The organism is Paenibacillus sp. AGC31, assembly GCF_057334655.1.
The window spans coordinates 1-18,520 of the sequence record NZ_JBHFJH010000033.1 but is presented as its reverse complement, the minus strand read 5'-3'; the positions used below and the strand labels follow the sequence as shown (position 1 = coordinate 18,520).

General features: G+C 46.8%; 19 protein-coding genes. 14 read left to right on the top strand and 5 right to left on the bottom strand.

Translation table 11 applies throughout. The features are described 5' to 3' along the window. Positions 1 to 230 precede the first annotated feature (230 nt). The 5 genes from argS to ACE04G_RS20940 all read left to right on the top strand — a co-directional run bounded on the left by argS (position 231) and on the right by ACE04G_RS20940 (position 4,998). Positions 231 to 1,961, top strand: a complete 1,731-nt coding sequence (gene argS, locus ACE04G_RS20960; protein WP_237175928.1) for an arginine--tRNA ligase — start codon at positions 231 to 233, stop codon at positions 1,959 to 1,961. Positions 1,962 to 1,967: 6 nt separating this feature from the next. After that, a complete protein-coding gene (locus ACE04G_RS20955; protein WP_449004581.1) occupies positions 1,968 to 3,023 on the top strand; it encodes an ATP-binding cassette domain-containing protein in 1,056 nt (351 codons plus the stop codon). After that, positions 3,020 to 3,730, top strand: coding sequence for a hypothetical protein (locus tag ACE04G_RS20950; RefSeq protein WP_449004580.1), 711 nt, complete (start codon positions 3,020 to 3,022; stop codon positions 3,728 to 3,730). The genes ACE04G_RS20955 and ACE04G_RS20950 overlap by 4 nt, the downstream gene beginning before the upstream one ends. A 99-nt stretch (positions 3,731 to 3,829) precedes the next feature. Further along, complete coding sequence (locus ACE04G_RS20945; protein WP_347399026.1) at positions 3,830 to 4,375, top strand: hypothetical protein; 546 nt, start codon at positions 3,830 to 3,832, stop codon at positions 4,373 to 4,375. Beyond that, a complete protein-coding gene (locus tag ACE04G_RS20940) occupies positions 4,372 to 4,998 on the top strand; it encodes a YdcF family protein (protein WP_449004579.1) in 627 nt (208 codons plus the stop codon). Before ACE04G_RS20945 ends, ACE04G_RS20940 begins: the two co-directional genes overlap by 4 nt. A 188-nt stretch (positions 4,999 to 5,186) precedes the next feature. Here ACE04G_RS20940 and ACE04G_RS20935 read toward each other — a convergent pair whose 3' ends face one another. Beyond that, positions 5,187 to 7,277, bottom strand: coding sequence for an ABC transporter ATP-binding protein (locus ACE04G_RS20935; protein ID WP_449004578.1), 2,091 nt, complete (start codon positions 7,275 to 7,277; stop codon positions 5,187 to 5,189). A 12-nt stretch (positions 7,278 to 7,289) separates the two neighbouring features. Then, positions 7,290 to 9,035 (bottom strand): ABC transporter ATP-binding protein, encoded by a 1,746-nt coding sequence (locus tag ACE04G_RS20930; RefSeq protein ID WP_091031779.1) that lies wholly within the window; start codon positions 9,033 to 9,035, stop codon positions 7,290 to 7,292. A gap of 485 nt (positions 9,036 to 9,520) precedes the next feature. Here ACE04G_RS20930 and ACE04G_RS20925 point away from each other — a divergent pair, with 485 nt between their 5' ends. Together ACE04G_RS20925 and ACE04G_RS20920 are read left to right on the top strand one after the other, a co-directional pair. Next, complete coding sequence (locus tag ACE04G_RS20925) at positions 9,521 to 9,817, top strand: HesB/YadR/YfhF family protein (RefSeq protein WP_036609218.1); 297 nt, start codon at positions 9,521 to 9,523, stop codon at positions 9,815 to 9,817. Between the two features lie 56 nt (positions 9,818 to 9,873). After that, positions 9,874 to 10,323: an NUDIX domain-containing protein gene (locus ACE04G_RS20920; protein ID WP_449004577.1), complete on the top strand. Its 450-nt coding sequence runs from the start codon at positions 9,874 to 9,876 to the stop codon at positions 10,321 to 10,323. Positions 10,324 to 10,422: 99 nt separating this feature from the next. On the opposite strand, the gene ACE04G_RS20915 is transcribed toward ACE04G_RS20920, so the two are convergent. From ACE04G_RS20915 to ACE04G_RS20905, 3 genes are all read right to left on the bottom strand, one after another. Then, positions 10,423 to 10,935, bottom strand: coding sequence for a hypothetical protein (locus tag ACE04G_RS20915; RefSeq protein ID WP_036609214.1), 513 nt, complete (start codon positions 10,933 to 10,935; stop codon positions 10,423 to 10,425). A 192-nt stretch (positions 10,936 to 11,127) separates the two neighbouring features. After that, complete coding sequence (locus ACE04G_RS20910) at positions 11,128 to 11,571, bottom strand: DUF441 domain-containing protein (protein WP_449004576.1); 444 nt, start codon at positions 11,569 to 11,571, stop codon at positions 11,128 to 11,130. Between the two features lie 5 nt (positions 11,572 to 11,576). Further along, complete coding sequence (locus tag ACE04G_RS20905; protein WP_449004575.1) at positions 11,577 to 12,575, bottom strand: YpdA family putative bacillithiol disulfide reductase; 999 nt, start codon at positions 12,573 to 12,575, stop codon at positions 11,577 to 11,579. 178 nt (positions 12,576 to 12,753) lie between these two features. On the opposite strand from ACE04G_RS20905, the gene ACE04G_RS20900 reads away from it, so the two are divergent. From ACE04G_RS20900 to ACE04G_RS20870, 7 genes are all read left to right on the top strand, one after another. Continuing rightward, complete coding sequence (locus ACE04G_RS20900; RefSeq protein WP_449004602.1) at positions 12,754 to 13,347, top strand: DUF2087 domain-containing protein; 594 nt, start codon at positions 12,754 to 12,756, stop codon at positions 13,345 to 13,347. Between the two features lie 534 nt (positions 13,348 to 13,881). Beyond that, positions 13,882 to 14,907 (top strand): ribosome small subunit-dependent GTPase A, encoded by a 1,026-nt coding sequence (gene rsgA, locus ACE04G_RS20895; RefSeq protein ID WP_449004601.1) that lies wholly within the window; start codon positions 13,882 to 13,884, stop codon positions 14,905 to 14,907. A gap of 56 nt (positions 14,908 to 14,963) precedes the next feature. After that, on the top strand, positions 14,964 to 15,302 hold the full coding sequence (locus ACE04G_RS20890) for a L,D-transpeptidase (protein WP_076318547.1): 339 nt from the start codon (positions 14,964 to 14,966) through the stop codon (positions 15,300 to 15,302). Between the two features lie 163 nt (positions 15,303 to 15,465). Continuing rightward, complete coding sequence (locus ACE04G_RS20885; protein WP_486094695.1) at positions 15,466 to 16,005, top strand: GNAT family N-acetyltransferase; 540 nt, start codon at positions 15,466 to 15,468, stop codon at positions 16,003 to 16,005. A gap of 170 nt (positions 16,006 to 16,175) precedes the next feature. Next, a complete protein-coding gene (locus tag ACE04G_RS20880) occupies positions 16,176 to 17,651 on the top strand; it encodes an aldehyde dehydrogenase family protein (protein WP_449004573.1) in 1,476 nt (491 codons plus the stop codon). Positions 17,652 to 17,896: 245 nt separating this feature from the next. Then, complete coding sequence (locus tag ACE04G_RS20875) at positions 17,897 to 18,049, top strand: hypothetical protein (RefSeq protein ID WP_164783094.1); 153 nt, start codon at positions 17,897 to 17,899, stop codon at positions 18,047 to 18,049. Between the two features lie 164 nt (positions 18,050 to 18,213). Further along, positions 18,214 to 18,520: HTH domain-containing protein (locus tag ACE04G_RS20870; protein ID WP_449003630.1), on the top strand; the 307-nt coding region annotated here is incomplete at its 3' end.

Sequence of the window (18,520 nt, the reverse complement as noted above, 5' to 3'; positions counted from 1 at the left end):
TCCCGACCGGGGATAGGTCATATCTGTCTGAGGGTAATTCGGCTTGCGACCGTTATACGCATCGAGCGGAACAGGTTCTACTGGTATGCATGTTGATGCATATTAGGAGTAGCTGTTCACCTAGAGTGGTACCGCGGGAACTGTTAAGTCAGCTCTCGTCTCTTATTTAGAGACGAGAGCTTTTTTGTGTTTATTTTCAGCCAATCATGAATGGATAAGGAGTGTTTGACATGTTGATGAAGAAGGCTGCGGCCGATATTGCCCCTTTAACGGGATTGAATGAAGAAGAGGTTCTGAGATTACTGGAAGTCCCACCACAGGCGGAGATGGGGGATGCAGCATTCCCTTGTTTTGCATTGGCGAAGTCATTAAAAAAAGCACCGGCAGTCATTGCGACCGAGCTCGCAACAGGTCTGCAGGCAGCAGGAATTGAAGCGACTCCCGCTGGGCCGTATGTAAATATCCGATTCAATCGGGAGAAGCTTGCGCCGAATCTGCTGAAAGAACTGGTGAATGCCGCATTTGGTAAGCTGCAGCTTGGTCAAGGTTCACGTGTTGTGATCGATATGTCTTCCCCTAACATCGCAAAACCCTTCGGAATTGGACATTTGCGTTCTACTGTAATCGGTGCAGCGCTGTATCGGTTGTATAACGAAGCCGGTTATACCTCTGTAAGTGTGAATCATCTGGGAGACTGGGGAACCCAGTTTGGCAAGCAGATCGCAGCGTATAAACGGTGGGGCAATGATGAAGCATTGCAGGCAGACCCGATCCGTACGTCTCTTGAGCTGTATGTGCGTTTCCACGATGAGGCGGAGAACGATCCTTCACTGGAGATTGAGGCACGCGAGTGGTTCCGCAAGCTGGAGCAGGGAGATGATGAAGCACAGCGGTTATGGGCGTTCTTTGTGGAAGTGAGCATGAAGGAATTCAATCGGATGTATGAACGTCTGAATGTACAGTTCGACCATACGCTGGGAGAGAGCTTTTACAATGACAAGATGGGTGCAGTGGTTGAAGAACTCAAGGCAAAAGGTTTACTTGAAGAGAGTGATGGAGCACTCGTGGTACGTTTGGAGGACGAGAACATGCCCCCGTGCCTGATTATCAAAAAAGATGGAACAACAATTTATCCTACACGGGATTTGGCTACGGCGGTTTATCGTCATGAGGTGATGAAGGCAGATCGGTTGTTATACGTGGTCGGAGGCGAGCAGAAGCTACATTTCCGTCAGGTATTTGCGGTCCTATCCCGGATGGGTCATGAATGGTCTGCGAAGTGTGAACATATCCCGTTTGGATTAATGCGTTTTGAGGGACGGAAAATGTCTACCCGCCGCGGTAAAGTCGTCTTCTTGCAGGAAGTGTTGGATGAGGCAGTCGCTCGTGCTTTGCAGATTATTCAGGAGAAAAATCCGAATCTGGAGAACCCTCAGAAGGTGGCTGAGGCGGTCGGTGTCGGTGCCATTATCTTCGGTGATCTGCGTAATAATCGGTTAAACGATGTGGACTTCTCCTTGGAGGATGCGGTGAGTTTTGAAGGGGAGACCGGACCTTATGTGCAATATACCCATGCCCGGATTCAAAGTGTACTTGCCAAGGCAGAAGAGGCGATCCGCGTGGAAAATGAAGACCCTTTGACTAAGCCTAACCTTGCGGAAGGTGAAAATAACACAGTAACCACTCCATCCCTTATCGGAGATACCTCATGGGCATTGCTGAAACTGCTTGGTGAATATCCCGAGTATCTGGAAAAAGCAATTCATCGGAATGAGCCTTCGGTCATTGCCAAATATACAATAGATGTCGCTCAAGCGTTCAACCGCTTCTATCACGCCGAACGCATTGCGGATGCGTCATCTGATGTAAGATCCTTCCGGGTGGCATTGGCCAAACGGACTGCCGAACGCCTCGCGTACAGTTTACATTTGCTAGGTGTGCAAGCTCCAGAACGGATGTGATCCCAGGTGATATGGAGTACACGTGGACTTTTCAAGAAAGCCAATCAAGATGTACCAGACTCATCAGGTCGAGGTATGTTGCTTCAACGAGTGAGCAAGCGATTAGGTAATGCTCAAGTACTTGATGAAATTAATCTGGAAGTGAAGCAGGGAGAATGTGCTGTACTTGTTGGCAGAAACGGTTCTGGCAAAAGTACGTTGCTACGTATGTTGGCAGGTATTTTGTTACCCGATACAGGATCGATCCAGCGCACAATGAAGGGTTCTGATGGGTATGCAGTAGATGGCTTGCCACGTTTACCCTTTACTTCTGGAGAGTACTTGTGGGACATGGGACGGATTCGGGGCATCCGCCCCGAAATACTGCGTGAGCGGATTAGAGAACTTAGTGAACTTTTATATCTGGATACCGCGATCGATCAAAAGTTAACCTTATTATCGAAGGGCACACTGCAAAAAGTAAATTTGATTCAGGCCCTGTTACCTGGACCGGGTGGTCTTTTGCTGCTGGATGAACCTTTATCAGGCTTGGATATTCCAGCTCAAGAGGCAGTTGTATCCTTATTGGGACAATGGAAGGGTGAAGGGACATCCATCGTTACAGCTTGCCATGAACCGTTGCTTATTGAACGTTTGGCAGACCAGGTAATTGTGTTGAAAAAAGGCAGCGTGCTCCGCTACTGGAGTCGTGAAGATATACTTCAAGCTGGCGAACCCGTTGTACGTATTCAAAGTCTGATGGAAGCTGGAGAGGATCTGGCTGACGATCCATCCATTTTACAACAACGGGGAGTCCTGTCTTTAGTCCGTAATACGAGCTTGGAGAAATCCAATGCTTGGTTGTGGGATTGGAAAGTGGTTCAACAATCAACAGATGATGTCCTCAGAATGATTCTGGCATCCGGAGGTTCGGTTGTGTCTGTGCAACAGGAAGAAAGTCAATTACATATGGAAAGTCTGCTGGAAGGACAACATCCAGCTGTACATGCGAGTCGTGGAAGTGTCACAGGATCTGTGGACTTTAGCTCTTCCATGGATGATGCGGGGGGAGAAGCCGAATGATCTATCTGACCCGATATTTGTTAAGGCATCACATTCGCTCACAGAAATATTTTGCACCGGTTATCTTTTATATCATCGCCATGCTGCTGATCTATTCCTACAAACCCAACCCTATTGCGGACAGTTACAGTGTCACGGCTATGCTGTTATTTCTGGCAGCTGCTTGGCTCGGAGTAATGGTGATGAATACCGAACCTGCAAAGCAGTATCAATTACTCGTCCTTCATACAGGAAGCAGGCGTAAGGTTGTAACAAGTCAACTCATCTGTGCCTGGATAATGCAATTCATGCTCACCGTAATCACTGTGCTGTATCCCGTGTTCGCGGGAATGTTCGAGAGACAACCTACAGGTGAGGAGTGGATGATGACTTGGTTAGGACATCTGGGGTTATCGTTGCTGGGATTGGGCATTAGTGTATTTTTTCAAAAATCGTACATTCCCTTGCTTAGTCGAAGTATGCCTGCCCTCATTATTGTATTATTACTATCGTTTATCCAAGGTTCCTTAAGTGAACGGTTGCCTGAATCGTTAGAATGGCTTGGCCGCATTCTTCCACCAGCCTTTTATCTGGTTCGTGAGATGATGTTATTTGATGAATCAAAGATGGACTCTTTTGTCTCGGTTATGCTGTGGACTGTGCTCTATGCATTAGGGTTACTAATCATCCATGTGTGGCTGTCCGGAAGAAGAGATCTGCGGAGTTAGGAGACGCGCTTCCCGATAACTTGAATGTTGCTCTTGGTTTGGTTAGGATAGAGGGACATGGAATGGTTAACATTGTACGGTTGAAGGGGGCGCTCGCATATGCAAAATACAGATATCCAGAATGGTGACATGCTGGACAGCGAACACTCCAGGGAATTGTTTGCCTATTACGGATTGGCAGTGTACTACGGGCAGGCGCTTGAACAGCAGCTGGTCAATCTGATTTTATTAATGAAAATGTCTCAGGGCAAAGCCGTGTCTGAAGAGGATCTGGAAGATTTGTACGAACGAAAGATGAGCAGTTCACTGGGGCAGCTCATTCACGAAGTGCGCCATCATTTTACATTCTCTGAGGAAGAGACTCGCCAGTTGAATGAGTTATGGCAGCAACGTAACCGTATTGTACATCATTATTTCAAGGAACGAATTCACGAGACATTCAGTCCGGAAGGACGCTCACGCATGATTAAGGAATTGGAGGATTTCAAAGACCGTGCACAGGAGTTGGAGATCCGTCTTCAGCAATATACGGGTGTTTGGATTGCAGAGCTTGGTCTGGATGCCGAATCCGCAGCAGCTCTGCAAACGCTGGAGCGGATGCATACCGAGAGTATGCAAGCAAGGGCTTTGGAAGAGGATGAATGACAAGCAAACGGATAACGAAACGCTGGATATTAATGACGGTTCTGGCTGTAGTATTGGTTGGAATCCTGTGGACTGTGGTTACCGCAATCCGTATATCTGCATATACGGATGAGGATTCATCCAGGATATCGGATGCAGCAATCATTCTGGGTGCAGCCGTGGCGGGGGATAACCCTTCACCTGTATTTCGCGAACGTATTGAACACGGGATTGAATTATACCGTCAGGGTACCGTTCGTAATCTGCTTTTCACAGGTGGATCAAGTGGTGATGGAGAACATACGGAAGCTGAAGTGGGTCAGAAGTATGCCATCGCACATGGTGTAGATCCTGCGGACATTCGCATAGAGACCAAATCCAGAATTACCGAGGAGAACCTGGTCAATTCAATTCCAATTGGTGAACAGGCCGGTTATCAAACCTATACGATTGTGAGTGATCCGTTACATATGAAACGGGCCATGAAGCTGGCTGCCGGACTGGGTATGGATGCCGTACCCTCTCCGACACGAACTACGGCGTATCGAACCTGGCGCAGCAAGTTTCCTTTTCTCGCAAGAGAGACCGTGATGTACATGGGATATACGATCAAAGGATGGATAGACAATCCGCAGCAGCCATGAGGTTGCACGCGGATTGTTTTTTTGTCTGGACGAAATCGAAATAAACAGTCGGAACCTGAATCCCGGATGAAAATACAAAAAACCGATCTACACCGCAAACCCTGAGGTAGCTGTGTAGATCGGTTTTTGTGTTGCCGTCGAGTACATCATTTTGATTGGTTACTTAAAGAGCTTTCTCTTTTACTCTGTTATGCATTGCCACCGGCAAAGGAGGTTGAGGTTGGAACGGAATCACCTGACGGATTCTCGAGAGTTGCGACCGCTGCTGCTTGCGCACCTTGTTGAAGCTGATACATCTTATAATAGCGGCCTTTAAGCTCCATCAGCTCATCATGTGCACCTTGCTCAACGATACGCCCACGATGCAGAACCAGAATCTGATCTGCTGAACGAATGGTGGAGAGACGGTGAGCAATGATGAAGGTGGTACGTCCTTTTTTGAGGACTTCGAGTGCGTTCTGAATTAATGCTTCCGTTTCCGTATCAATATTGGCAGTCGCTTCATCCAAAATGAGGATGGCGGGATCAAACGCCAGTGCACGAGCAAAGGAGATCAACTGACGCTGTCCAGCAGACAATGTGCTTCCTTTTTCGATGACAGGTTCGTCAAAGCCTTGAGGCAAATGAGCCAGTATGCGTTCAGCGCCTACATCACGCAGCGCCTGTTCAATTCGTTCACGGGAGATCTTCTCATCGCCGAGACTGACGTTGGAAGCAATGGTGCCTGTGAACAGATACGGGTCCTGCAATACAATCCCCATATGCTCGCGAATCCACTGTTTAGGCAGATCTTTGACGTTCTGACCGTCAATCGTGATCTTGCCTTTTTGCGGGTCATAGAACCGGAACAGCAGGTTGATAATTGAGCTTTTACCTGAACCGGTGTGACCGACCAGAGCGACTGTCTGACCTTGGGATGCTTTAAACGAGATATTGTTGAGCACATAATCCTTTTTATAGGCAAAGGATACATCGTCGAAGACAACATTCCCTTTGTATCTTGGCATAGAGCCATCGGTTACGGCTTCTCCCTTTTCATCCATCAGCTCAAAGACGCGACCAGCGGATACGAGGGAGGAGTCCAGGTTGGCGAGCTGATTCACCATGCCGGTAATCGGCTGGAACAAGCGACCCAGAACATCAACGAAGGCATACAGAACACCTAATGAGATAATACTTGTGCCATCCAGCACACTGGAACCGAAGTACCACAGGACCACCGCAAATGCGATATTCCGTAATACGTTAACCAGGTTGTGTGAGGTGAAGGCATTTAGGTTCAGCATTTTGTTCTGGTGTTTCATATAGTCATCATTCAGATCTTCGAATTCCTGTTTGGTTTGTTTCTGATGGCGGAATACGCGGATAATGGACATCCCCTGAATGGACTCGTTAATGATTGCATTGATCTCACTCAGTCGGGATCGAATAATCGTATTGTAACGAGTGGCGAATTTACGATAGAGCACAATCCACGCAATGAGCATCGGCACGACGAATAATGAGATCAGGCCCAGGCGAAAATTAAGCAGGAAGAGTGCGACATATACACCTGTAATTGTGATGATTCCTGAGAAAAAGTTCGAAAGAACGGCAACGAACAGATCCTTGACGGCTTCTGTATCGTTTGTGACCCGAGATACAACTTTACCTGCGGGCAGGTTATCAAAAAAGTGCACCGGCAGTCGCTGAATATGGGCATACACATCGTTACGCAGTCTTTGAATGACCTTGTTGGCCGAGGACTGCAGCCAGAATGTTTTACCAAACTCCATAATGACCGAGATCACGAGGAAGATCATGTAATACACAATTAATTGATAGATGCTGGGCATCTCCGGTTTGTAAAAAGCAAACAGTTCACCAGCGGACAGCGGTGTTGCCGCATATTGGCCTGTCACTTCACCTGCGCGTGTAACCGTGAGGGTTCCATCCGTATATGTGCGGTCCCCGTCAGGTGCGCTTACCGGTTCGTTTACAAAATAAAAACTTCTACCGGCTTGTAAAACCCGCACTTCCGAGCCTTTGTTTTCATCCGGTTCGAACAAGCCTTCGCGTTTGTAGTTCTTACCGTTGTAGACTGCGGCTTCATCTGAAGCTGTTGTCTCATAGAAAGGCTGCTCAATCGCGAGCAAGTGATTGTCGATCATGGATTTGGCGATGAACGGCCCGGCAAGCTCGGCCGCAACACCAATGGTAAGCATAATTAATGCAGCGATAAATGTTCCTTTGGCTTTCAAGGCGTAATCAAGCAGCCTTTTGCCTGTATTAGACTTCAATGAATTGACCTCCTACGTGGACAGATTGGACTCGACCTGTTGCCGTTCATACTGTTCACGGTACCAGCCGTTCATGGCTAACAGTTCCTGGTGAGTGCCTTCTTCCGTAATTTTCCCGTGCTCCAGTACGATGATTCGGTCAGCATGTTCAATAGCAGACAGGCGATGGGTCGAGATCAGCGTGGTTTTGCCCGAGCGTTTGTTGCGTATATTTTCAATGATTTTGGCTTCAGTACGTGCATCGACAGCAGATAAGGCATCATCCAGGATCAGAATATCAGGATTGGCAATAAAGGCACGCGCCAGCGATACCCGCTGTTTCTGTCCACCGGACAAAGAGATTCCTTTTTCACCAACGAGTGTATCCAGTCCATCGGACAAGGTTCCCAGATCCCCGTCAAAAGCGGCGGTACGAATGGCTTCCATGATAACTTCATCACTGGCCCCAGGTTTACCAAATTGAATGTTTTGACGAACTGATTTGGAGAACAAAACTTGTTCCTGTGGTACGTACCCAATCCAGCTGTGCAAGTCATCTTTGGCGATATCCTGAATCGGATGACCCGAGATGCTTAATGTGCCTGAACCGGCAGGGTATTCATGAAGCAGTTGTTTGAGCAAAGTAGACTTACCGCTACCCGTACGACCCACAACACCCAATGTTTGACCCCGTCGCAGCGAAAAGCTGATGTGACTGAGATTGTCGACAGTGGAACTTGGGTAACGGAATGTAACATCCTGCATCGCAATTTCTTCCGGATTCGTAACGTGGGCAGGTTGCTCCACATCTTGTACGGCAGGTTCTACCGATAAAGTCTCGTTGACCCGATCAAGCGAAGCGCTACCACGTTGCATCAGGTTAATCAATTCGCCGATGGCAAACATGGGCCAGATCATCATCCCCAGGTACATATTGAACGATACGAGATCTCCCAGGGTAATTTCATTATGAAATACAAGATATATGCCGTAGGCAAGTGCAATCACATAACTGAGTCCAACGAAGAGGCGGATGGTAGGTTCAAATAGGGCATCCATTCTGGCAACAGCCAAATTTTTGCGATACACATCTTCGGTCACATCGGCGAACCGTTTCTCGTCCAGACGTTCCTGCACATAGGCACGCACGACGCGAATACCAGCGATGGATTCCAGTACCTGGTCGTTCATATCTCCGAATGCATCCTGTGCCAGGGTGTAACGTTGATGTACAGCTTTACCATAGATCATCATGGCAATGGCGATAAAAGGTAATGGCAGGATTGCCGCCAAGGTCAGTTTCCAGCTGACCAGGAAACCCATGGCGAACAATACAGTGGCCAGAAAGGCTGTAGAGTCTGTTAAGGTCAGCATGCCGAAGCCTGCTGTAGTGGCAATGGAACGAAGATCATTGGTGGCCCGAGCCATCAGATCTCCTGTTCTGTTTTTCTCAAAAAAGGGAGGAGTCATCCGTAACAAGTGGTCCATAAAGCGTGAACGAAGCAGCCGCTCCACTAGGTTGGCACCACCAAACAGTTTGTGCATCCAAACGTATGTAACCAGATAGATAATGATGACCGTTCCTAGAATAAGCAAAATATAACGCGTAAGTGAGGTGCCGGTAATGGAACCGCGCACAATCTCGTCGATGGCATTACCAAGAAGACGAGGAGGCAGCAGTTCGGCAATGCCCACCAGAATAAGCAAAATGACACCGGTTAGGTATCGTTTGCGTTCCAGCCGGAAGAACCAGGCCAGGTTTTTAAGTACAGAGAACAAGTGTTATCCCTTCCTTTCGATGTCCGAGAAATGCAAATTCCGTTCATGAATGCCGAAATGTACCCACAAAAAAAGACATACCGCACGCAGGCGGTATGTCTTCATATAATCATACGGCAGCATGGCTCAGAGAACAGAGCCGTCACCATATATAAGTTCGATTGTGAGTATACATCACAGAGGTTCTAATGAAAGATCGCCTGTCATGCCGACTTATGAACGGAATAATGATTTCGGGTGTGCTCCGGTATTTAGTTGTGTGCTGAATTGACCTATCATATGTTTGTTAAACACCGTAATCACCCTTTCTTTTTTTGGAAATAAATACAATGTAGACCTCGTATGTTTGCATCTTAACACCGGCTTTTACAATCTGTCAAACATTTTTCACAACTTATTTTGTCTTTATGTGGTCACTCGGGTTTGTATTCAAGTCCCTGTCGAGATATGATGGAACATATATATACAGAAGGAGCTGACACCAAATGAGTACCATACATGTATCCGATCAAGCTGCTCGCTGGTACAAGGAAGAGCTGAATTTGAACGAGGGAGACAGCATTCGATTTTTTGCACGTTATAGCTCTGGCGGAGGTCTTCACCCTGGATTTTCGCTAGGTATTGCTGTAGAGAAACCAAGACATCCTGCGGATCAAACCGAAGTATCGGGGATTCAATTCTTTATGGAAGATCACGATTATTGGTATCTGAAAGGGCACCAACTGCATGTGGACATCGTTGATGAAGGTCAGGATATCGAATATCGTTACACGGAAGTCTAAGCAATAGATGGATTACAGGTCGCCACCGGCTTCCGAGTAGGAGGAGGGGATAAGCAGTGAATCTGCCACCACGAGATTTGGCCCAGTATATCGCAAAACGCTCTCATATTGTTGTAAAAGCGGCGGTGCGGGCTGAGAACGAACAAGGTGAATTACTGCTGATTCAGCATGTTGAACATGGTCACTGGCGGTTGCCAGCAGGTGAGATGCGCCCGGGTGAGGCTATTGAAGATGCTGCACATCGGGAGTTATGGGAAGAGACAGGTTGGACTGCTGATACCATGACACTGGAAGGTCTCTATTCGGGGCCTGACCTTCGGTATCTGCATTCAAGCGGAGATGAAGAGTATTATGTCATTGCCCTGCTTCGGACAGTGATCATTCAGGATGACCTTGTGGAGTCGCGTGTAAATAGTGATGCAGGTCTGAAGTTTTTTGCGCTGGAGTCGTTACCACCTCTTAATCAGATTAGCCGAATCCTGTTAGCGCGGGATATTGCAGAATAAAATAAGTGTTGACCGCAAAAAAATGACCTTGGCATGCACGATTAAGTGGATGCCAAGGTCATTTTTTTAAAAATCCGATTCAGGTGCTCGGAGCATGAATTACACCTGATCCAGTGGTTCATCATCCATCGCAAAATCAAAATCATCAATATCGAATACCTGTACAGGCGATTCAGACTCAATTATGCGTGCAATCAGTTCAACCTGATCGGTGAGAATCGGGATACTCAGGCGCTGAGATGTCAGCAGCAGTTCAGTTTCAATGGGATCAAAATACTCCCCGTACTGTGCCGTATCTATTGCATTGATAATGGCAATGGATACTTGGTCACCAAATAAAATGGAGGGGCTTTTGGCCCATGGAACAAGTAACGCACGCTCTATTTTTTTCTTATTCAGCGGTTCCTCGAAATAAGAAATCATTTCATTGATTTTGGATTTCACATGCTGATCATCTGCCGGGTTATCCATCATGGGATCAGGACTGGTCTGGAATTCATATAGCTCAAGGATGGTGGTATAAGGAACAATATATTCAACAGGCGCGGGCGGCGCTAACAATTGACCGTAAATGGCCACCATCACGGCTTCTGTAATAAACTGACGTGACATGGTTCCTGAATCCTCCTGCGCCATTAATAGTTGCAAAGTGAATCTATATTTCATGCAACAGCATAACCACAATATGCATTATTCTGCTGTAGACTCGTGTACATAATTTGCATGAATAGAAGTATATCACACAACGGTGGGAAATACAGCCAATCTGCATAGCATGTCAGGTCACAACCTTTACAACTTGAATCAGGATTTGCCCAAGAGCAATGATAAAATTCCCGCCGCAATCAATGGACCCACAGGTACACCCTTGAACAGGGCAACCCCAAGTACCGTTCCGATTAACAGCCCTGCAACGACAGTTGGCTGTGTACCCATCAGCGTAGCGCCACGTCCTCCAAGATATGCCACCAGTAATCCTACGCCAATGGCGAGCAGTGATTTCCAGTGCAGGAAAGACTCACCGATCGTCTGCAGACTCATCTTGCCACTGGCAAGAGGTGCCATCACGCCAATGGTCAGAATGATAATGCCCAGTGTAAGTCCGTATTTTTCAAGCCATGGAAATGCCTGATTCAGGTTCAGGACTCGTAGCAACAACAGAAATACCATCGCTACGGTCACAGGTGTGTTACTGCTGATAATCCCGAGAGCTGCAAATACGAGCAACAGCAGGGAAGTTATATCCATTGTTTTCATTTCCCTTCAGTCTGTCCACGTTGTTTGCTAACGATATGTTCCGCAATGTAACGTCCATGCCAGCGCCCGGATTCAATAAAGACTTCATTGGCATTACGACCCGAAGCGATGACTCCGCCTACATATACACCAGGTACGCTACTTTCCATCGTTTGTGCATCATATAGAGGTTTATCCATATCATCAGACATCTCCACACCTACCGAAGTGAGTAGTTGACGATCCGGGCGGAAGCCGGTCATTGCCAGTACGAAGTCATTATCCAGCTCCCGAGTGGAACCATCCGTGTGTATCAGACGAATCGAATCATCCAGTATTTCATTCACGCGTGATTCCAGGTGCAGTGTGATACGACCTTTTGTCACCATGCTCTCGAATAGCGGACGTACCCACGGTTTAATATGCTGGGACAGACCACTGCCGCGATAAACCATATCAATATGTGCTCCGACCCGAACCAGTTCCATGGCCGCATCCACGGCTGAGTTGCTTCCGCCAATAATGGCGACACGTGTACGGGTATAAGGGTGGGCTTCCCGGAAGTAGTGGGTTACTTTATCTTTATCTTCTCCAGGGATGCCCAGATAGTTAGGATGGTCAAAATAACCGGTAGCTACAACTACATTGCGTCCAACATGTATGATGGCTTCCCCGCGGCGATTGAGCGTATGTACCTCAAACGTACCATCATCCTTGCGTTTAATTTCACGGGCTTCCTCATAGTTATGAACACGCAGACCAAAATGTTCGGCTACCCTGCGATAATAGGCAAGTGCTTCATAACGAAACGGTTTATCATTAGGTGTGCTGAACGGAACGTTTCCGATCTCAAGCAATGGGGCTGTGCTGAAAAACTGCATATGGGTTGGATACAGATAAATAGATTGAACGATATTGTATTTCTCAACGATCACAGCGGACAGTCCCAGCCGCTCACATTCAATGGCAGCAGACAGACCGCATGGGCCTCCGCCGATAATAATGACATCTTCCATGTTCTTAATCCTCCTTATTTCAAGCAATATAATCCTACCGTAAATAACGAGCCAATGCCAGTTCAAGCGTGGAGTTTAATTAGACAAGCTTACTTGAAACCAAAGGAGTTGACGTACAGAGAAGAAAAGACTAATATCAAATTAGATATATATCTAATTGAAAGCGAGATGAACGATGATGCAGCTGGAGAAAATTGTGGCTTATCATAAAGCGTTGGCTGACCCGACCCGGCTTCGCATGCTGCTGTTATTGGCACGGGGTGAACTGCACGGACAGGCACTTGCCGAGCGGCTGAATCTGTCACAGCCAACCGTGACACATCATGCATCCAAGCTGAGAGAGGCGGCGCTGATTAAGGAACGACGGGAGAAAAATACAGTGTATTTCACACTCAATCCTTCGTTTATCCGCGAGAATGCACAGGCTTCGGTTGATTTTATCTTTAATCGAGAGGAGGTTACGGATATGAGTGATGTGAACGAAACATTGAAAGCGTCGGTCATGAGAAATTTTTTCTCCAAAGATGGACGACTGCGTCAGATTCCGGCTCAATACAAGAAAAAACTGATTGTACTTGGTCATCTGGTCGAGCAGCTTGAATTTGGTCGGAAGTATACGGAAAAAGAAATCAATATATTTATAAAGCAATACCATGAAGACTTTGCCACGATTCGGCGGGAATTTATCATGCATCAGTTCATGTATCGGGAAGAGGATATCTATGAATTGAATCCGAAGGAAATGTGGACACGCTGGGATCAGGTCAAATAAAGTGGGCTGGTGGTAAAAAAAATTTGGGCTTGACAACTGTAAAGCTCAGTGTGTAACATAATGGATAATTCTACAAGGGAGGCGATTGTTTATGACAAACTTAAATGCAGTATACGTTAATTTGAATATGAACAGCGTCTCCGGAACGGATCAAAGCATGTAATTTTGCGTTAGCTGGATAGCAATATCCATTGTAACGTGAAGTATCACATGCTCATATGAAGCCACGGGTGACGCACCCGTGGCTTTTTTGTTTGCCGATAAAAGGGTGTTCCTGAATGGTTTATATCGGATGGTTAAGTATTCTGTCCGGTAGATCTACAAGAAGGGATGATCTTTGATTCGGCTAACTACTTATTGCCACGGGTGTATTTCTACTCGTGTTTTTTTGTTTTGATCTGAACCGGAGATGATTGTTCACTCGGTTTGAACGAAGTAAACAAACTTATTTTGGGAGGAATTTTTATTTTAGATAACCATATTGAGAAGTACGGCTGGTCTGCAAAGTGGCAGGAACTGTGGCAAGAGACAGGGATGGAAGAGCAGGAGAGAAAGCCAGCCAGAATTATCGCAGACCATGGACATCTGCAACGTTTGATTACAGAAGAAGGCGAATGCTGGGGAAGGATTTCGGGCCGACTGCGTCATGATAGTCTGGAGACCAGCTTGGTTCCAGCGGTTGGAGATTGGGTGGCGATTACAGGTCAGGCAGGTGAAGAAGCAATTATTCACAATCTGGTGCCACGTCGAAGCAGGGTATCGAGACAGGCGGCAGGTCCAGTGACCAAGGAACAATTAATCGCCGCAAACGTAGATACACTGTTAATCGTGGCTGCACTTAATCATGATTTCAACCTTAGACGACTCGAAAGATACGTGATGATGGCTTGGAATGGTGGCGTAAGGCCAGTCATTGTCTTGAGCAAGAGTGATCTGTGCAACAATGTGGAAGAACAGATCCGAAGTGTAGAAGGAATTGCTCCAGGTGTTGAAGTGCTTGCGATATCTGCAGTAGAGGGCCAAGGGAAATCCTTACTGGAACGATATTTGCAGCCTGGGCTGACTGTTGCGCTCACAGGATCTTCTGGCAGTGGCAAGTCTACGCTGGTGAACTGGATGATGGGTGAGGATGTGCAGCTTACGCAATCCGTCCGCGAGGGAGACAGCCGTGGGAGACATACGACAACACACCGGGAGATGTTTGTACTTCCACAGGGAGCCGTATTGATCGATACTCCAGGAATGCGCGAGCTTAATCTCTGGGATGAGGGTAATGATGGGCTGTCGCATGCGTTTGGAGAAATTGAAGAACTTGCCGCCACGTGCCGATTTCTGGATTGCAGTCATACACTGGAAGCTGGATGTGCAGTGAAAGAGGCCATACAGGATGGTTCATTGGATGAAAAAAGACTGAATAATTATCTGAAAATGCAGAAGGAATTGCAATATCAGCAACGCAAGGAAGAAGTGGCATCCAGAAGGCGTACCGCCTCCAGCAAACCGGCCAATAGTCGCAAACCCAAGCACTCCCGTAGTGTGAAAGAGTGGGAGGAAGCCTGAAATCAGGCGGGCATCATCCGGTATCTTGCATAAGATAGGTCAGGAGGGATGTCATTATGCCAGATTACAGGATTATTGTAGATCTGTCTGACCACATGTTATATCTTTTGGACGGCAATCAGGTGATTAAGGGCTATCCTGTGGCCACCGGCAAGATGCTCACGCAGACTCCAAACGGGGAGTTCACTATTATTAACAAACAATCCAATCCAGGTGGGCCATTTGGCGTGTTGTGGATGGGGCTGTCTGCTCCCCATTATGGCATACACGGAACCAATGAGCCTTGGTCTATTGGCAAATCCGTCTCCCATGGTTGTATACGCATGTACAACTCGGATGTATTGGATCTGTCTTCCAAGGTATCTGTAGGCACGAGAGTAACGATCCGGCCGTAGGGCCGGATTTTACTTTTATAAGAGGTAGTTCAAAAAGTCCACTTTTGATTACGAATCATGTCTAACGGCATCAGGACTGAAGTGGATGAATTTGGAATTAAAGAAAGAAGAACATATAATATGGTAAAGCTGCGGCAGTTACGTGAGAAAGCGAGTGATAGCTATGCTGATCAGGCGGGCGCGTGAAGGGGATGCGCAAGGAATAGCCCATGTACATACAGAGAGTTGGAAAACAACGTATCGGGGAATTGTGCCTGACGATTTTTTGGATCATTTGACTATAGAATCAAGATTGTCCCAGTGGGAGAAGACCATTCGTTCTGGCGAAAAGGATCAGATCCTGGTGGTAGCTGAACAGGATCATGGGAACATTGTCGGATTTGCTTGTGGGGGTAAGGAGCGTGAAGGCAAATTACCTTATGATGGAGAGTTGTACGCTATATATTTGCTGAAGGAAGTACAACAAACGGGGATAGGTCAGCAACTGGCGACACATGTCGTTCATCATCTGCAGACCCACAATATGAAACGTATGATCATATGGGCTTTGGAGCGTAATCCAGCTTGTCGCTTCTATGAAAAGATGGGAGGTACTCCAGTCGAGACACAGTCTCTCCGCATTGGTGGTCAAGATCTGATCGAAGTTGGCTACGGATGGGAAGACTTGAGCCTCTTTGGAGAGAAGAGTCTGCCTGACTGTTGAAAGACGTGCAGATGGTGAGAGAATAGTGTGGAATGTATTGTTTCCCTTAAGCTTAAAGAATGGAATAGCTAATTCAGGTCTGCACGTTTGCGTAATTCTGAACAAGGTTAATGATGTATTACACCGTTGTGCAGGTGCGACATTTTATCTTGATCAGGAGGCGTATTCACATGACTTTAATGGACACTGAACATACAACATGGACGAAACAATATATTAATGGCCAATGGGTAGATGGCTCCGGTGAGAAAACAATGGAGAATATCAATCCTTATACGGGAGAAGTTATTGCCACATGGCGCTCTTCCAATAAGAAAGACATAGATAAGGCTTATGAGTCAGCTCAGAAAAATTCGATTGAATGGTCGAAGTCATTACCTGCTGCGAAAGAAGAGGTATTGCGCAAAGTTTCATCCCTGATGACGGAGCGAAAAGAGGAGATCATTCAACTGTTGATCACGGAATCCGGGAGTACCCGAATCAAATCGGAGGCGGAGTTTGCAGCGGCTAAACGCATTGTGGACGAAGCATCATCTTTTCCTTATCGCATGAAGGGTGAGATCATCCCGTCCAATACCCCTGGCAAAGAGAACCGTGTGGTTCGTGAGCCGAAGGGAGTAATTGGTGTTATCGGGCCATGGAACTTCCCTTTGCATCTATGCCTGCGATCTGTAGCTCCAGCGATTGCTCTTGGTAATGGTGTGGTGATTAAACCGGCATCAGACACTCCGATTACGGCAGGTTGGCTCATTGCCGATTTGTTTGAACAGGCTGGTCTGCCTGAGGGCGTGCTGAATGTCGTTGCCGGAAGTGGCAGCGAGATCGGGGATTACTTTGTCGCTCATCCGGTTCCCAAAGTAATTTCATTTACGGGTTCCACAGAAGTTGGACAAGGGATCGGTAAACTGGCGGGTGAACATTTAAAAGAAACAGCACTGGAACTAGGCGGCAACAACGCCATGGTTGTGCTGGAAGATGCGGACATTGAACGTGCTGCCGAAGCGGCGGTCTTTGGCAAGTTTCTGCATCAGGGACAGATCTGCATGGCGCTGAATCGTATCATTGTGCATGCCGATATTTATGATAAGTTCGTCGATTCATTTGTAGCCAAGACGAAGAATGTTCAGGCAGGTGATCCGGTGGATGCCAAAACACTGGTTGGTCCTCTCATTCGGGAAAAAGAGGTAGAACGATTACAGGAGCTTGTGAACAAAACCAAGGCCGAGGGCGCACGGTTAATGCTCGGGGGGACCAGTAAAGGCAGTGTGCTGTCTCCTACTGTACTTGCCGATGTTAAACCTGAACAGGATATCGTGCAGCAGGAATTGTTTGGCCCAGTAGCAGTGATCATGAAGGCTCATGATGAGCAGGAAGCTGTACGTTTGGCGAATGATACGCCTTATGGACTTAGTGGTTCCGTATTTACCAGAGATCTGAATCGAGGATATCAGGTTGCCCAGCGCATTGAATCTGGTATGGTGCATGTAAATGATCAGTCTGTGAACGATGAAGCGCATGTGATGTTTGGCGGTGAAAAAGCTTCAGGGATTGGACGTTTCGGTGGGGATTGGGCGATTGAGAAGTTTACACGTACTCGTTGGATCAGCATTCAGCACCAATATCGGGAATATCCGGGAGTGAAATAAGTCGAAAAAGAGTGAACTAGCAGAGGCATTTATGAATGATTAGAGTGGATTGCAAAAAGATCGACAAATCATGTGAAAGTCCGTCTCCAGCTTGGTGAGACGGGCTTTTTGCACAATTTTACACCTCGGCAAAATATGGCTTAACATAAGAGTGGAAAAGCTGTTTGGGGCTGACGCTATCTGGTTATTTATGGATACACGGAGGAATCGATCCGTAAATCCAATGGCAAAGGGGCTTTAAATTCATGTCCATTGACCGCTTTATTCTGAGGAAACTGAATACCTGTCAGGAAGAACATACACGTGCCAATTTGGTTCGGCTGTTTGTCATTCGTATTCGTAAAGCCGAGATTGCGGAAGAACATGATGCCGCCTATGTCCTGAGCAAACTGCACTGAGTGATGGCTGATAATAATTGCGATCCGCTGTTAACGTGTATACAACTCAAAAAAGGAAGCTTGTCTATATAAACTGTACCCTATAGAGTAGATACTTTAAAAAAGTCTCTCTATGGGGTATTTTTGTTATATACCATGTACGAGACAAGGACGGAGAACGATTAATGAGTAAGAAAACATTTACAACAAGCGAACTAGAGCAACTTGCTACAAATCCCTATGTGAAGTCTGTTTCGACCAAGGGAATCACTTATACGGACGAGTTCAAACAACTCTTTATTACATTAAATCAGCAAGAAAGGCTGCCTAGAGAGATCTTTGAGACTTGTGGATTTGACGTTCAGATCATTGGAATGACTCGGGTCAAAGCCGCAGCCGACCGATGGAGAGCCAGTTACAACGAGCAAGGGGCTATAGGCTTACAAGATACACGAGGCAAACATTCAGGAGAGTCTCTAAAACGAGAGTTAA

Coding starts and splice junctions, on each gene's coding strand:
- ACE04G_RS20900 (WP_449004602.1), top strand. CDS start 12,754: ATGCAGCTGGAGAAAATTGTGGCTTATCATAAAGCGTTGGCTGACCCG.
- ACE04G_RS20880 (WP_449004573.1), top strand. CDS start 16,176: ATGACTTTAATGGACACTGAACATACAACATGGACGAAACAATATATT.
- ACE04G_RS20885 (WP_486094695.1), top strand. CDS start 15,466: ATGCTGATCAGGCGGGCGCGTGAAGGGGATGCGCAAGGAATAGCCCAT.
- rsgA (WP_449004601.1), top strand. CDS start 13,882: ATGGAAGAGCAGGAGAGAAAGCCAGCCAGAATTATCGCAGACCATGGA.
- ACE04G_RS20905 (WP_449004575.1), bottom strand. CDS start 12,575: ATGGAAGATGTCATTATTATCGGCGGAGGCCCATGCGGTCTGTCTGCT.
- ACE04G_RS20875 (WP_164783094.1), top strand. CDS start 17,897: ATGTCCATTGACCGCTTTATTCTGAGGAAACTGAATACCTGTCAGGAA.
- ACE04G_RS20925 (WP_036609218.1), top strand. CDS start 9,521: ATGAGTACCATACATGTATCCGATCAAGCTGCTCGCTGGTACAAGGAA.
- argS (WP_237175928.1), top strand. CDS start 231: ATGTTGATGAAGAAGGCTGCGGCCGATATTGCCCCTTTAACGGGATTG.
- ACE04G_RS20945 (WP_347399026.1), top strand. CDS start 3,830: ATGCAAAATACAGATATCCAGAATGGTGACATGCTGGACAGCGAACAC.
- ACE04G_RS20890 (WP_076318547.1), top strand. CDS start 14,964: ATGCCAGATTACAGGATTATTGTAGATCTGTCTGACCACATGTTATAT.
- ACE04G_RS20915 (WP_036609214.1), bottom strand. CDS start 10,935: ATGTCACGTCAGTTTATTACAGAAGCCGTGATGGTGGCCATTTACGGT.
- ACE04G_RS20910 (WP_449004576.1), bottom strand. CDS start 11,571: ATGGATATAACTTCCCTGCTGTTGCTCGTATTTGCAGCTCTCGGGATT.
- ACE04G_RS20950 (WP_449004580.1), top strand. CDS start 3,020: ATGATCTATCTGACCCGATATTTGTTAAGGCATCACATTCGCTCACAG.
- ACE04G_RS20940 (WP_449004579.1), top strand. CDS start 4,372: ATGACAAGCAAACGGATAACGAAACGCTGGATATTAATGACGGTTCTG.